Source organism: Leifsonia sp. McL0627 (assembly GCF_058244615.1).
In genome coordinates this window covers 128,358-140,867 of the sequence record NZ_JBZCGM010000002.1, presented here as the reverse complement: position 1 = coordinate 140,867, position 12,510 = coordinate 128,358, and the positions used below count along the sequence as shown (strand labels likewise).

Sequence of the window (12,510 nt, the reverse complement as noted above, 5' to 3'; positions counted from 1 at the left end):
GACGCGAGCGACACCTGCAGCAAAGCGCAGGGCTAGCGGGAGCCGAGCCAGGCGCGAGCGGCGGCGACGAGGGCCTCGACGCCGCGGGTGAGCGTCGGCTCGGGGACCGGGGCGAAGTGCGGCGAGTGGTTGGACGGCACGTCGCGGTCGAGCGTGCCTGCCGCAGCCGCTGCGAGGTAGGTCTGCGCGTCGGCGCCGCCGAGGATCCAGTAGACGAGGGGTGCGCCGGCGGCCGTCGCGAGCAGGCCGACGTCCTCGCTTCCGCTGACCTCGCCGGGGTCGAGCACGGCGGCGTCGCCGAAGGCTGCTCGGAACGCCGCGGTGGTGCGTTCGGTCGCCGCCTCGTCGTTGACCGTCACCGGGAACGACTCCGCGTAGTCGATGTGCGGCTCCGGCGCGCCGGACGCTTCCGCTTCGGCGCGCACGATCCGTTCGATCGCGCCGAGCACGCGAGTCCGCACCTCCTCGCTGAACGCGCGGACGCTGAGACCGAGGGTCGCCGTCTCCGGAATGATGTTGTTCTTCGTCCCGGCGATCAGCCGCCCGACGGTCACGACGGCTGTGTCCTGCGGCGCCACCTCGCGGGCCACGATGGTCTGGAGGCGGAGCACGATGGCGGCGGCGAGCACCACAGGGTCGATCGTCGTCTCGGGCCGGGAGCCGTGTCCTCCCCGGCCGAACAGAGTGATGTCGATGCTGTTCGCGCTCGCGAACGCGGCACCGGGATGCGCGCCGACGGCACCTGCGGGCGCCGGGCCGACGTGCTGGCCGAGCACCACATCCGGCACGGGCACCTTCTCATAAAGGCCGTCGTCGAGCATCGCCTGCGCACCGCCGCCGACCTCTTCGGCCGGCTGGAACAGGGCGATCAGCGTTCCGGCCCACTCGCCCGTGGTCTGCGCCAGCCGGTCGGCCGCGCCGACCAGACTGCTGACGTGCACGTCGTGGCCGCACGCGTGCATCACGCCGTCGACCGTGCTCGAGTATTCGAGGCCGGTGTCCTCGGCGACGGGGAGCGCATCCATGTCGGCGCGCAGCAGCACCGTCGGGCCGTCGCCATTGCGGAGGACGCCGACGACGCCGGTGCGGCCCACGCCTTCCAGGACGTCGTATCCGGCAGCGCGCAGTCGGGCGGCAGCGATGGCGGCGGTGCGCGTCTCCTCGAACGACAGTTCGGGATGGCGGTGCAGGTCACGGTAGAGGTCGGCGATGGACTGCGAGACGTCGGTCATGTGCTCATCCTGTCGCGTCGGGAGCCGCCGCGTCGAGGGTTGCCGCGTCGAGCGTTGCCGCGTCGAGCGTTACGGCCACCACCTCCTGGGCCACCTCGCGAGGCGACCGTTCCGTGGTGACCACCAGCGGTCCGGGGATGTGGGCCAGGTCGAGCACCGCATCCAGTTGCCCGAAGCGGTGGAGATGCCAGGCCAGCTCGTCCGCGTCGTCGTCGTGCCTGGCGCGCAGGCGGCGCTCCGCGACCGCCGGGTCGACCGTGAGCCGCACGACCGTGAACGGCAGGCCGCCGCCGACCGCGTCCCGGTAGAGCGGCACGGCCGCGGCGTCCTCGATCACCCCGGCCAGCACGAGCACCAGCGCCCCCGCCGCCCGCGCGTTGGCCGCCACCGCCCGCAGGTTCGCGAGTTCCAGCGCGTTGTTGAACGGGTCGTCCGCCGGAGCGGGCCAGGCGTTGCGCAGTGCGTCCAGGTCGACGATCGCGTGCGGGATGCCGCGCTCGGCCAGGAGGGCGCCGACCGCAGCGGCAGTGGTGGTCTTGCCGCTGCCGACGGTACCGTTCAGGAACAGGGCGTGCTCGTGCATCCCGTCAGTCAACCGCATCCACTGCGGAGAAGTGTTGCGCGAGCGTCCCAAGAAACGGCAGATCGTTGCGCCAGACGGCAAACGAATGCCGAAGCGTTGTGAGAGTCTGCTGTGGGCCCGAGAGGAAAACATGGAACTGCACGACGAAGACGCCACAACCCCGACCAGGATGCACGCGGTCTCCGACGAGACACGCGGACTGGTCGACCTGGTGCTCGACTACTCCCGGCGGCGCATCCTGAGCACGGACACGCCCCTGGACAAGCCGCTCTCCGAGTTCGAGCTGAACCGGCTGGCCGGGCAGACGGTCGTGGAGGGCGGGATCGGGGCCGAGCGCGCCCTCGCGCTGTTCGAGCACGTCCTCGCCCCCGCCTGCATCACCACCGACCACCCGCAGTACCTGTCGTTCATCCCCACCGCGCCGACCAAGGCGGCGACGGCGTTCGACCTCGTCGTGTCCGCGAGCGCGGTCTACGGAGGCTCCTGGCTGGAGGGCTCCGGCGCCGTGTTCGCCGAGAATCAGGTGCTCGCCTGGCTCGCGGCCGAGTTCGGGCTGCCGAAGACCGCGGGCGGCGTGTTCGTGCAGGGCGGGACGCTCGGCAACCTCTCGGCGCTCGTCGCCGCCAGGGAGCACGCCCGCGCCGAACGCGGCGACCAGCTGGGCACCGGCCGCTGGAAGATCGTCTGCAGCGCGGAGGCGCACTCGTCCATCGCGTCCGCCGCCCGGGTGATGGATGTGGAGGTCGTCCCCGTCCGTCCGGACGACAGCGGGATGCTCACCGGCGAGAACGTGCGGGAGGCGCTCGACGAGCACGGCGCTTCCGTGTTCGCTGTGGTCGCCACCGCAGGGTCGACCAACTTCGGCATCGTCGACGATCTCGCCTCCATCGCCGCGCTGAAGGACGAGTACGAGTTCTGGCTGCACGTGGACGGCGCGTACGGGCTGGCCGGGATCCTGTCACCGGATGCGCTGCACAGGTTCGCCGGGGTGGAGCGCGCGGACTCGGCGATCGTCGACCCGCACAAGTGGCTGTTCGCGCCGTTCGACGCCTGCGCGCTGCTCTACCGCGATCCGGAGGCAGGGCGCAGGGCGCACACCCAGCACGCCGAATATCTGGACACGCTCACCGAGACCACCGAGTGGAGCCCGTCGGATTACGCGGCACACCTCACCCGGCGTGCGCGCGGGCTTCCGCTGTGGTTCTCGCTCGCCACCTACGGTGCGGGCGCGTATCGGGAGGCGGTGACCGCCTCTCTGCAGCTGGCGCAGCGGATCGCGCGCGAGATCGAGTCCCGCGACGGCTTCCGTCTGGTGCGCGAGCCGCAGCTGTCCGTCGTCGTGTTCGAACGTGACGGCTGGTCCCGTGAGGACTACGCCCGCTGGTCGGCCCGCCTCCTGGAGGAGCAGCGCGCGTTCGTCACGCCCAGCTCGCACGATGGCCGCCCCAACACCCGTTTCGCGATCGTGAACCCCACCACCACCTTCGCCCACCTCACCGCCATCCTCGACACCATGTAGCCCCGCCCCGCCGCGCCCCACCGCACACACGCAATCGAGCCGGGACTTATGTACGCGACACGCCGAGGTGACGCGTACATAAGTCCCGGCTCGATTGTTTGGAGCGGGGGACGGATCAGACGATGGGGTCGTCGGTGTCCGAGGTGCGGCGCGTGATGCGCTCGCCGGAGGCAGGGTCGACGGCGGTGCGCGTGGTCGCGACCGACTGGCGGCGGCGGGTGAGCAGCACGATACCGATGATGATGCCGATCAGTCCGGCGGCCATCAGGATGTAGCCGACCAGGTGCAGGTCGATCCAGGCCACCTGAAGGTTGAGAGCGAACGCCAGGATGGCGCCGATCACGAACAGGACGATTCCGGTTCCGAGACTCATAGGGGTCTCCTCTCGGTCGTTGAGGCGGGGGCGGGGGTGGATGGTGCGATCAGACGCGGCGGCTTCCGGTGAGCATGCGCACAAGCCACACGATCACCGCGATCACGAGCAGCACGATGCCGACCCAGAGCAGGAAGTTCAGTGACTGCACGAAACCGCCGGTCAGCAGCAGGATGATCGCAATGATGGCGATCACGATGAGCAGGATGTTCATGGCAGAGGTGTCCTTTCCTTGACCACTCCACCCAACAACTAGTTCAGTTGCCTAGTAATCCCCTTGACATCGCGATTAATCCTGATACTCGCGCGCGGCCGGTCCGGCGCGCCGGGGCTTGGTGGCGATGCGGTCGACCGTCTCGCGCATCTTGGTGAGGAAGCGCGTGATGGTGGCGGCCTCCTCGGGGCTCAGCTCCGCCGTCGCCGCCTCGATCTGGGTCTGCGCCGCTTCGAGCATCGGTCCGGTGTCGCCCAGCGCTGCTTTCGTCGGCACGATCTCGATGGAGCGTTTGTCGACGGTGCTCGGCCTGCGCTCGACGAACCCGCCCTTCGACAGGCGGTCGATCAGGGCGGTCGTCGAAGCGCTGGAGATGCCCAGATACGAACTCACGTCTTTGGACGCGGTCACCCGTCCGAGCGCGCTGCGGTCGAGGATGTATCGCAGGGCGAGGAGGTCGCTGTCGCCGATCCCCATCGCGGCGCCGGTGCGCCGGCGCATGGCGGCCTCCGCTGCCCGGTAGACCTGCAGCGCTTCGAGGACCCCCGTGTCCGGCTGGTCCGGCTCCTCGATCTCGTCGCTCACACCCTTCACTCAACCCGGGTTCACGGATCTGGCAAGGGATGGTCGCGAGACTTTCGGGCGATTCACGGGCAGGGTCGCGGTTCCGCGTGGCGCGCGTATGCTCGCACGGTGAACGATCGCGTACTGCTCGACCGCTACGAGCTGATGGATGCGCTCGGTCGCGGTGGTATGGCGACGGTCTACCGCGCGCAGGACAGGCAACTCGGCCGATTCGTCGCCGTCAAGCTGTTCGCGCCCGGCACAGCCGTGGACGACGCACGCCGCCGCGCCGAGGCGACCCTGCTCGCCAGACTCAGCCATCCGAGCCTGGTCACCCTGCACGACGCCCACCTGGCGGCCGAGGGCGACGAGACGCCGAGCTTCCTGGTGATGGAACTGGTCGACGGCACCGATCTGCGCACCCGCCTGGACGACGGCCCGCTGAGCGGGGAGGAGACGGCGGAGCTCGCGACCGAGATCGCGGAGGGACTGGTGGTCGTCCACGACGCCGGGATGGTGCATCGCGACCTCAAACCGGCCAACATCCTGCTGCCGTCGTCGACGGTTCCCGGCGGCCGGCTGCACGCGAAGCTCGCCGACTTCGGCATCGCGCACCTGATCGGGGCCGAGCGCCTCACCACGGCGGGAACGATCATCGGGACGGCCGCGTATCTGAGCCCGGAGCAGGTGGCCGGCGCGGTGCCTGGGCCACCGGCCGACATCTACTCGCTCGGGCTGGTTCTGCTCGAAGCGCTCACCGGCGAGCGCTGCTACCCCGGCTCGCCGGTGGAGTCTGTGAGCGCGCGGGCCGCACGTGATCCGCGCATCCCGGGCACGCTGCCGGACGACTGGCGCGGGATGCTCGCGGCGATGACCGCGCGCGACCCTGCGCTGCGCCCGACGGCGATGGAGGTTGCCGTGATGTCCCGCGAACTCGCGCCGCAGCTGGCGGGGTGGGATGCGGCGACGGCAGCAGCCGCGGCTGAGGACGGCCTCGCCGAGACCGAGCCGATGCAGGCGACCACGGCGCTCCCCAGGGCAGTTCCGGGTGCGGTTTCCACCGGGCCGACCACCGTGCTTCCCCCGGCACGTCGCCGTCGAGGCGGGGTCTTGGCGGCCGTGCTCGCCGCTGTCGTCGTGGTGCTCGTCGCCGGCGGGATCGGGCTGGGCGCTCTGCTCTCCCCGTCCGGCACGTCTCCTGCGACGACCCCGTCCATCCCGCCGCCGACCACGCACTCGGTCGTCACGCCGAGCGTCGCACCGGTGACCACCCCCGCGCCCGCGCCCGCCACGACGCCCGCGCCCGCGCCGGGGAACAACGGAAACGGCAACAAGGGCAAAGGCAACGGCGGCAACAACGGCAACGGCAACGGCCACGGGAACGGCAAGAACAAGTAGCCGCCGCCCTCCCAGGCATCACACCGGCTGGCACACCAGGATTGTCGCCTCGCGCCGCCTGGTGAACCCCAGCGCCTCGTACACCCCGAGCGCGCGCTCGTTCGTCGCCTCGACGTGGAGGAACGGGTGCTCTCCGCGAGCGATGATCCCGCGCATCACCTCGACCATCACCCTGGCCGCGAACCCGCGGCCGCGGAACTCGGGGTCGGCGCAGACCGCGCTGACCTCGCACCAGCCGGCCGGGCGCATCCGCTGCCCGGCCATCGCCGCGAGCCGGTCGCCGACCCGGATGCCACGGTAGCCGCCGAACTCGATGGTGCGGGGGAGGAAGGGGCCCGGCCTGGTGCGGTCGACCAGGTCGAGCGCATCCGGGACGTCGGCGTCTCCCAGCTCGACCAGGCGGGCGTCGCCGGTGAGCGGCGCGAGCTCAGGGACGGTGTCGTGCTCGTAGACGAGCTGCCAGCAGTCGTATGCGCCGATCGTCTCCCAGCCGTCCGGACCGACGGTCGCCCCGAACACGCCGACCGCGCTGTCTGCGCCGAGCGCGCCGTGCGCGTCATCAGCGCCGTCCACGAGGGCGCGGAGGTCGTCCAGCGGGTCGAGGGGCCCGTCCGGATCGGCCACGGCGGCGAACGGCGAGACGTCGAGGCGGTAGCGCTTGGCCTGCTCCGTTCCGATGGCGAGCGAGCGGTGCGCCCCGGTGAGGGCGTGCCAGGCGGGATTGTCGAGAACGTGCATCCACCCAGCTTTTCACGCCGGGGCGGCGGTCACAGCCAGGTGATCGTGCTCCACAGGGTCGCCGCGTTCAGCGCGAGCAGGAACGCGGCCAGGCCGAACTGGGCGGAGAGGTCGTGCGCGAGGACGTGCGTGTACAGCGCGCAGACGAAGAAGATCACCAGCCCTCCCGCCGCGGCCACCGCGATCGGCGGCGAGACGAGCATCCCGGCCAGCAGCCCCAGGGCGCCGAGCGTCTTCAGCGTTCCAATCGGGAAGGTGAGCCAGGACACGGGGACGCCGGCCGCGGCCATCCCGGGCAGGATCGGTTTGAAGTGGACGAGCGCCGCGACGCCGGAGAACCCGTTTGCGACGATGGCCGCCCAGACGACGATCACCGAGAGAGTGGACACGACTGCTCCTCTCTGCCGCTCAGCGCGCGATGCCGACGGGCTGCCGCACCGTCGCCTGATCGGAGAGGGCGGCCAGCATGGCGTGTGCCGTGTCAGAGCGGGAGATCGCGTATGCGTGGTCGATGTTGGCTCCGACCACTGTGCGGTATGCGCCGCTGCCCGGCTTGTCGGTGAGCTTGGGCGGCCGGACCACCGTCCAGTCCAGGCCGCTGTCGCGCAGCACGGCCTCCATCGCCGCCAGGTCGTCGTAGACAGGGCGGAGGATGCTGCCGATCATCGGCATCAGGATGCGCTTGTTCAGGAAGGCGTCTTTGGCGGGCGGTTCACCGACCGGGGCGGCGCTCACGGCGACGATGCGCCGCACGCCCTCCGCCTGCATCGCGCCTGCGATGGCGGTGGTCGCCGGGGCGGCGACCGGTCCGTCGTTGCGGCCGCGGGGGCCGATCGCGGAGGCGACGGCGTCGGCCCCTGCGATGGCGGGACTGAGAGCATCCTGGTCGGTCAGCGCGTCGACCCGCACGACGCGGACGCCGGGCGGGGGCTCGTAGGTGGAGGCGCTGCGCACGACCGCGGTGACGGTGTCGCCCCTCTCGACCGCCTGGCGGACGAGTTCGCGGCCGACGCCGCCGTTCGCACCGAACACGGTGAGTTTCATGCTGCCTCCAAATTAGTACGTTGTCGTTATCATCACTTAAAGTGACTATCTTCGCAAGGGCGGATATAGTCGAGACCATGAGACTCGACGAACGGACCGCGTTCCTGCTCGCGCAGCTCGGCTCGTACAGCGCACAGCGCTTCTCCGAACGACTCGCCCCGCTGGGGATGCAGCCGGCGCAGTTCGGGTTGCTCACCCATCTGACGGAGGCGGAAGGGGCGACCCAGAGCGAGCTCGCGGCGGCGCTCGGCATCCACCGCAACGTCATGGTCGCCCTGCTCGACTCCCTGGAGAGTGCCGGGCTGGTCGAGCGCCGCCGCCACCCGGGCGACCGGCGGGCGAACGCGGTGCATCTCACCGACGCGGCTCTGGAACTGCTCCCGCGTGCGACGGCGGAGGCCGACGCGCTCGAAGCCGAACTACTCGGCTCGCTGGGCGACGACGAGCGCGCCGCTCTGATCGCGTCGTTGCAGCGGGTCGTGTCGGCCAACGACGTGCCGGCGGGCGTGCATCCGGGGTTGCAGCGCTGAGCATCTGCCGTGCGGTGCTTCCGCACAGGGCGTGCTGCCCGTATGGTCGCTGAGTGAAGACCGCCGTGAAGACCGCAGCCATCGTCGTGAACCCGATCAAAGTCGACCTCCCAGCGCTCCGGAAGGCGGTCGCCGCCGCAGAGGAGCAGTACGGCTGGGGCGAGACGGTCTGGCTGGAGACCACCGAGGACGACCCGGGCACCGGGCAGGCCACGCAGGCGCTCGAGCGCAAGGTCGACGTCGTCATCGCTGCGGGGGGCGACGGCACGGTGCGCAGTGTCGCCGAGGTCCTCCGCGGCTCTGGGACACCGCTCGCGCTCCTGCCGTCCGGCACAGGCAACCTGCTCGCCCGGAATCTGAACCTCACCCTCGACGACGTCGGGCACTCGCTGCAGAGTGCGTTCGACGGCGACGACCGCCGCATCGACGTGGGCGTGGCCGACATCCGGGATGCGGACGGCGCGGTCACCAGGCGGGTCTACCTGGTCATGGCCGGCCTCGGAATCGACGCGAAGATGCTGGCGGCCACCGACGACGACCTCAAGGCGAAAGCCGGCTGGCTTGCCTACGTCAAGGCGATCGGAACGGTGCTGCGCGACAAGAACGAACTGCACCTGCGCTACCAGCTCGACGGAGGGCGGGCGCACTCGCTGCGCGCCCACACGGTGATGATCGGCAACTGCGGGTCGCTTCCCGCGAACATCCTGCTGCTGCCGGATGCGGCTGTCGACGACGGCGAGTTCGACATCGTCCTGCTGCGGCCGGAAGGGTTCGTCGGCTGGCTGCAGATCATGGTGAAGGTGTTCTGGGAGAACGGGGTGCTGCGGCGCACGTCGGCCGGGCGGCGCCTGATGAGCTCGACGAAGGAGGTGCGGGCGCTCAACTACCTCAAGGGAAGCGAGTTCGTGCTGCGGCTGAACCGTCCCGAGCGCGTCGAGCTGGACGGCGACCTGTTCGGCAAGGCCGTCGCGGTCAAGACCTGGATCGACCCGTTGAGTCTGACCGTGAAGGTGCCCGCGGAGTCCTGAGGTTCGGCGGGCTGCCTGGGCAGCGCTCAGCGGCGCGCGGTCTCCGTCCTGTCGCCGACGGCCGCGATAATCTGCACCAGCGCCGAGCGGAGCGCATCCGGATCGTCGACAGCCGGGAACACGGTTTTCTCCAGATCCTTCGCCCCCGCGAACGCCTCCCGCCCGGCGTCGGTGATGCTGAGGACGTGCCTGCGCCGGTCGCCCGGATACGGGGAGCGGGCGACGAGCCCCTCCCGCTCCAGCCGGTCGACGGTGCGCGACATGGTCTGCGCCTCCACCCTGGCGAGCCGCGCGAGGTCGGCCTGCGAGGTGAACCCGGCGTGCAGCAGGTGCAGCACGATCAGCCCGGCGTGAGTGAGACCGCGCTGTTCGAGCGCCTGAGCCCAGCTCCGCTCGACGGCACGGGAGGCGGCGCCGAGGAGGCGCCCGAGCGGCCAGTTCTCCGGAAGGAACTCGTCCGCCTCCACCGTGTGCTTGTCCATCGAATCGTCCTCGCCGTGGCCTGATCGTGTGCCAATCCTAAGCGGCCCCTGCCCGCCGATTGCCCGTTATGAGACGATGAGCGTGCTGACGCGACGACCGCACGGGGAATGACCGCGGTCGTCTCACCCGCAGAGGGTGAGACCGCGACCCGACATCGCGGTCAGGGTCGGCCGAAGTTGTTCAAAGGGGTTGGACAATGCACGGTGCGACGACGGAACACGCATTCAGGTTCGATTCGCTGCGGACGGGAGTTGTGGACCGTCGGAGGCTGAGGCGTGTGCTCGACGAAGCGGAAGCGGACCCGCGCGCCATCGTCACGATCACCGCGGAAGCGGGGTGGGGCAAGACCACCCTCCTCGATCAGTGGTGCGCCGACCGTGCGCGGACGCATCCCGTCGTGCGCATCGATTGCGCGGTGTTCGTCGCCGAGCACCGTTCCCTCCTGGCCGAGCTGACCAGGGCGTTCGTACGGGACACCGGACGTCCACCAGAGGAATCGACCGGCGCCTTCGTCGTGGTGATCGACGACGTGCACCTGATCGAGTCGCATGCGGACCGGGAGACCTTCGAGCTGTTCTGCGCCTCCCTCGGACCCGGCGGGCTCGTGGTGTCGAGCGGCCGCAGCCAGCCGATCGCCGTGACCCGGGAACGGCCGGGCCGGACCGCAGTGGAGCTCGGGCAGTGGGCGCTCGCCTTCAGCCCGCGCGAGACCGACGAGCTCCTGCGGCTCTCCGGCTGTGTGCTGGATCCCGTGGATCTCACCGATCTCGTCATGCACACCCAGGGCAGGCCGTTCGCGCTGGCGATGTTCGCTCAGGTGGCCGCCGCCTCCGCCGACGCGCACGCCGTCGCGCGAGAGTTCGTGCACGACCCCGGCCTCGCCGCGGACCATCTGGTCGAGGAGCTGCTCCGGATGCTCCCTCGCGGCCTCGCCGACAGTCTGCTCGCGCTCTCTGTGCTCGATGCCATCGGGATCCCTCTCGCAGCACACCTCACCGGATGGGCGGACATCGGCGCAGCGCTCGAAGGGCTCTGCGTCAACACCAGGCTGATCCGGCGGCGTCCCCCGGTGGGCGGTCAACTCCGGTACGCGTTCGACGGAGTCTTCCGTGCGCATCTCGAGGCCGCCCTCCGCCGCAGAGACGCCGGGCGGCCGGCGCTCCTGCACGCGCGGGCCGCCGACTGGCTGTTCGCGCACGGCGAGGATCGGGCTGGGCTCGACCACGCGGTGGCCTCCGAATCCGTGGAGCTGGTGAACACCGCACTGCTCTCCCGCGGCCTCGGGCTGATCTTCTCCGGGGAGTCGGCCACGGTGCATCGGGCCATCGCCCTGCTGGAGAGCAGAGGGGCCATCACAGGTCTCACCGCCTTGTTCTCCGTCCTGCTCTCCGCACCGCACCTGCTCGACTCCGTGCGGGTCGACTACTTCATCCACCTGGCCGGCGAGAACCTGCACACGATGTCCGCAGCGGCCAGGCTGACGTACTGCGCCATCGTGGTCATGCGGGCGCACGACGCCGACGCGGTGCGCTCCCCGCTGGAGGCGCTGAACGCAGCGATCGCCGCGGGGGAGGCCGCACCGTCGTCGTCGGCCCCGGCGAACATGCTGGATGCGCTGCTGTTCGCCGAGGCGGCCCGTGCCATCGGCGCGCTCGTGCTCGGAGCGTGCGAGACGGCCGTCCGCATCGCGGCGTCCGCGGCCGACGCCGCGCGGGACTCGCATCGACCGTGGCTGGCCACGATGCTCATCGACATCGGCGTGAACGCTGCGGCGCGGGCGGGCGAGTGGCAGCTCCAGGGGATGCTCGAACAACGCATCGCCGCCCAGTCCGCCGCCGACGCGACGCCGAAGGACATCGTCGCGGCGCACAGTCAGTTCGCCGCCGCCGCTGCCGCATATCAGGCGTGCGAGCCGTACAGTAAGGCGCGACTCACCGACATCATCCAGACCGAGTGGCGGAACCTCGACCCTGGGCTGTCCGTGCCGCCGCGTGTGCTCAGGGTGCTGTTCGACCTGGACGGCGCACCGGATGTCCGGGAGCTGTACTAGCGGATGGAGCGGATGCTCGAATCCAGCATCACCAAGCACCCACGGACCCTCGCCGTCGGCTCGTTCCGCTACATCGACCTCACCATGCACTTCCGCGGCAGGGAGACTGCTCGAAGGGCCGTCGACCTGCTCGCGCGGTCGCTCGGTCCCTCCGCGTTCGAGGTCCAGCTCGCCACAGCGCAGGTCCACGCAGGGACGGCCCACCAGGATGCGGACGAGGTCGCGCTGGAGGAGGCGCTTGCCGGCCGGCCGGCCGCCTGGCACGGCAGCAACCTCGTCTTCGGCTGGATCCTGCTCGCCACCTGGGCTGCAGAGGCCGGCAGGGAGGAGCAGGTGATCGCGCGGATCCAGAGGGCGGTCGAGCTGGGCAAACGGATGCGCTGCCTCCGGCCGTTCATGGCCGGCGGAGGGTCGGCCGCCCGTCTCGTCGAAGCGCGTCTCGGTGCGTTCGGTGCCAGCGAGTCGTTCGCGGCGTCGATCGTCGCGGCCTACCGCCGGATCTTCCCGGATGCGCAACCGGCGGGGGAGGGCGAGCGGGCACTGCTCACCCCGAGGGAGCACGACCTGCTCCGCGAGCTTCCGCTGCACCAGAGTGTCGTCGACATCGCCCGAAAACGCAGCCTCAGCCCGAATACGGTGAAGACGCATCTGCGCTCGATCTACCAGAAGCTGGGTGCGACGGATCGTGCGATGGCGGTCGAGAACGCCCGCCGGACCGGCCTGCTCTAGCCAATCTCACCCGGAACGGACGATA

At 70.5% G+C, this 12,510-nt stretch carries 15 protein-coding genes; 6 read left to right on the top strand and 9 right to left on the bottom strand.

All coding sequences use genetic code 11. The annotated features are described in order from the left end of the window. Window positions 1-32: 32 nt before the first annotated feature. Together AC37TH_RS01090 and AC37TH_RS01085 are read right to left on the bottom strand one after the other, a co-directional pair. A complete protein-coding gene (locus AC37TH_RS01090) occupies window positions 33-1,232 on the bottom strand; it encodes an amidohydrolase (protein ID WP_490762506.1) in 1,200 nt (399 codons plus the stop codon). Between the two features lie 4 nt (window positions 1,233-1,236). Then, a complete protein-coding gene (locus tag AC37TH_RS01085; RefSeq protein ID WP_490762505.1) occupies window positions 1,237-1,815 on the bottom strand; it encodes an AAA family ATPase in 579 nt (192 codons plus the stop codon). 130 nt (window positions 1,816-1,945) lie between these two features. Between AC37TH_RS01085 and AC37TH_RS01080 the strand changes: the two genes are divergently transcribed. After that, complete coding sequence (locus AC37TH_RS01080) at window positions 1,946-3,334, top strand: pyridoxal phosphate-dependent decarboxylase family protein (protein WP_490762504.1); 1,389 nt, start codon at window positions 1,946-1,948, stop codon at window positions 3,332-3,334. Window positions 3,335-3,449: 115 nt separating this feature from the next. Here AC37TH_RS01080 and AC37TH_RS01075 read toward each other — a convergent pair whose 3' ends face one another. From AC37TH_RS01075 to AC37TH_RS01065, 3 genes are all read right to left on the bottom strand, one after another. Beyond that, on the bottom strand, window positions 3,450-3,707 hold the full coding sequence (locus AC37TH_RS01075) for a DUF6458 family protein (RefSeq protein ID WP_490762503.1): 258 nt from the start codon (window positions 3,705-3,707) through the stop codon (window positions 3,450-3,452). A gap of 49 nt (window positions 3,708-3,756) precedes the next feature. Further along, a complete protein-coding gene (locus tag AC37TH_RS01070; protein ID WP_168690344.1) occupies window positions 3,757-3,921 on the bottom strand; it encodes a hypothetical protein in 165 nt (54 codons plus the stop codon). Window positions 3,922-3,996: 75 nt separating this feature from the next. Then, entirely contained in the window at window positions 3,997-4,506 is a 510-nt protein-coding gene (locus tag AC37TH_RS01065; RefSeq protein WP_490762502.1) for a MarR family winged helix-turn-helix transcriptional regulator, read from the bottom strand. 108 nt (window positions 4,507-4,614) lie between these two features. Here AC37TH_RS01065 and AC37TH_RS01060 point away from each other — a divergent pair, with 108 nt between their 5' ends. Beyond that, window positions 4,615-5,883 (top strand): serine/threonine-protein kinase, encoded by a 1,269-nt coding sequence (locus tag AC37TH_RS01060; protein WP_490762501.1) that lies wholly within the window; start codon window positions 4,615-4,617, stop codon window positions 5,881-5,883. An 18-nt stretch (window positions 5,884-5,901) separates the two neighbouring features. On the opposite strand, the gene AC37TH_RS01055 is transcribed toward AC37TH_RS01060, so the two are convergent. From AC37TH_RS01055 to AC37TH_RS01045, 3 genes are read right to left on the bottom strand one after another with little or no spacing between them, the layout of a single operon-like run. Then, window positions 5,902-6,621, bottom strand: a complete 720-nt coding sequence (locus AC37TH_RS01055) for a GNAT family N-acetyltransferase (protein ID WP_490762500.1) — start codon at window positions 6,619-6,621, stop codon at window positions 5,902-5,904. Between the two features lie 29 nt (window positions 6,622-6,650). Then, a complete protein-coding gene (locus AC37TH_RS01050) occupies window positions 6,651-7,010 on the bottom strand; it encodes a DoxX family protein (RefSeq protein WP_490762499.1) in 360 nt (119 codons plus the stop codon). 19 nt (window positions 7,011-7,029) lie between these two features. Beyond that, on the bottom strand, window positions 7,030-7,665 hold the full coding sequence (locus AC37TH_RS01045; protein ID WP_490762498.1) for an NAD(P)-dependent oxidoreductase: 636 nt from the start codon (window positions 7,663-7,665) through the stop codon (window positions 7,030-7,032). Between the two features lie 77 nt (window positions 7,666-7,742). Between AC37TH_RS01045 and AC37TH_RS01040 the strand changes: the two genes are divergently transcribed. Further along, entirely contained in the window at window positions 7,743-8,195 is a 453-nt protein-coding gene (locus AC37TH_RS01040) for a MarR family winged helix-turn-helix transcriptional regulator (RefSeq protein WP_490762497.1), read from the top strand. A 53-nt stretch (window positions 8,196-8,248) separates the two neighbouring features. After that, entirely contained in the window at window positions 8,249-9,223 is a 975-nt protein-coding gene (locus AC37TH_RS01035; protein ID WP_490762496.1) for a diacylglycerol/lipid kinase family protein, read from the top strand. Window positions 9,224-9,249: 26 nt separating this feature from the next. Here AC37TH_RS01035 and AC37TH_RS01030 read toward each other — a convergent pair whose 3' ends face one another. Then, the gene (locus AC37TH_RS01030; protein ID WP_490762495.1) at window positions 9,250-9,705 is read right to left on the bottom strand and encodes a MarR family winged helix-turn-helix transcriptional regulator; all 456 of its coding nucleotides are present in this window, start codon (window positions 9,703-9,705) and stop codon (window positions 9,250-9,252) included. Window positions 9,706-9,983: 278 nt separating this feature from the next. Between AC37TH_RS01030 and AC37TH_RS01025 the strand changes: the two genes are divergently transcribed. Beyond that, window positions 9,984-11,756 carry a winged helix-turn-helix domain-containing protein gene (locus tag AC37TH_RS01025; RefSeq protein ID WP_490762494.1) on the top strand — a complete coding sequence of 591 codons (1,773 nt, stop codon included), beginning with the start codon at window positions 9,984-9,986 and terminating at the stop codon, window positions 11,754-11,756. Between the two features lie 12 nt (window positions 11,757-11,768). Then, on the top strand, window positions 11,769-12,485 hold the full coding sequence (locus AC37TH_RS01020; RefSeq protein WP_490762493.1) for a helix-turn-helix transcriptional regulator: 717 nt from the start codon (window positions 11,769-11,771) through the stop codon (window positions 12,483-12,485). Window positions 12,486-12,510: the final 25 nt, after the last annotated feature.

What these genes read in the sequence shown, in the direction of transcription:
- AC37TH_RS01090 (WP_490762506.1), bottom strand. Translation starts at nt 1,232, where the DNA reads ATGACCGACGTCTCGCAGTCCATCGCCGACCTCTACCGTGACCTGCAC.
- AC37TH_RS01085 (WP_490762505.1), bottom strand. Translation starts at nt 1,815, where the DNA reads ATGCACGAGCACGCCCTGTTCCTGAACGGTACCGTCGGCAGCGGCAAG.
- AC37TH_RS01080 (WP_490762504.1), top strand. Translation starts at nt 1,946, where the DNA reads ATGGAACTGCACGACGAAGACGCCACAACCCCGACCAGGATGCACGCG.
- AC37TH_RS01075 (WP_490762503.1), bottom strand. Translation starts at nt 3,707, where the DNA reads ATGAGTCTCGGAACCGGAATCGTCCTGTTCGTGATCGGCGCCATCCTG.
- AC37TH_RS01070 (WP_168690344.1), bottom strand. Translation starts at nt 3,921, where the DNA reads ATGAACATCCTGCTCATCGTGATCGCCATCATTGCGATCATCCTGCTG.
- AC37TH_RS01055 (WP_490762500.1), bottom strand. Translation starts at nt 6,621, where the DNA reads ATGCACGTTCTCGACAATCCCGCCTGGCACGCCCTCACCGGGGCGCAC.
- AC37TH_RS01045 (WP_490762498.1), bottom strand. Translation starts at nt 7,665, where the DNA reads ATGAAACTCACCGTGTTCGGTGCGAACGGCGGCGTCGGCCGCGAACTC.
- AC37TH_RS01040 (WP_490762497.1), top strand. Translation starts at nt 7,743, where the DNA reads ATGAGACTCGACGAACGGACCGCGTTCCTGCTCGCGCAGCTCGGCTCG.
- AC37TH_RS01030 (WP_490762495.1), bottom strand. Translation starts at nt 9,705, where the DNA reads ATGGACAAGCACACGGTGGAGGCGGACGAGTTCCTTCCGGAGAACTGG.
- AC37TH_RS01020 (WP_490762493.1), top strand. Translation starts at nt 11,769, where the DNA reads ATGCTCGAATCCAGCATCACCAAGCACCCACGGACCCTCGCCGTCGGC.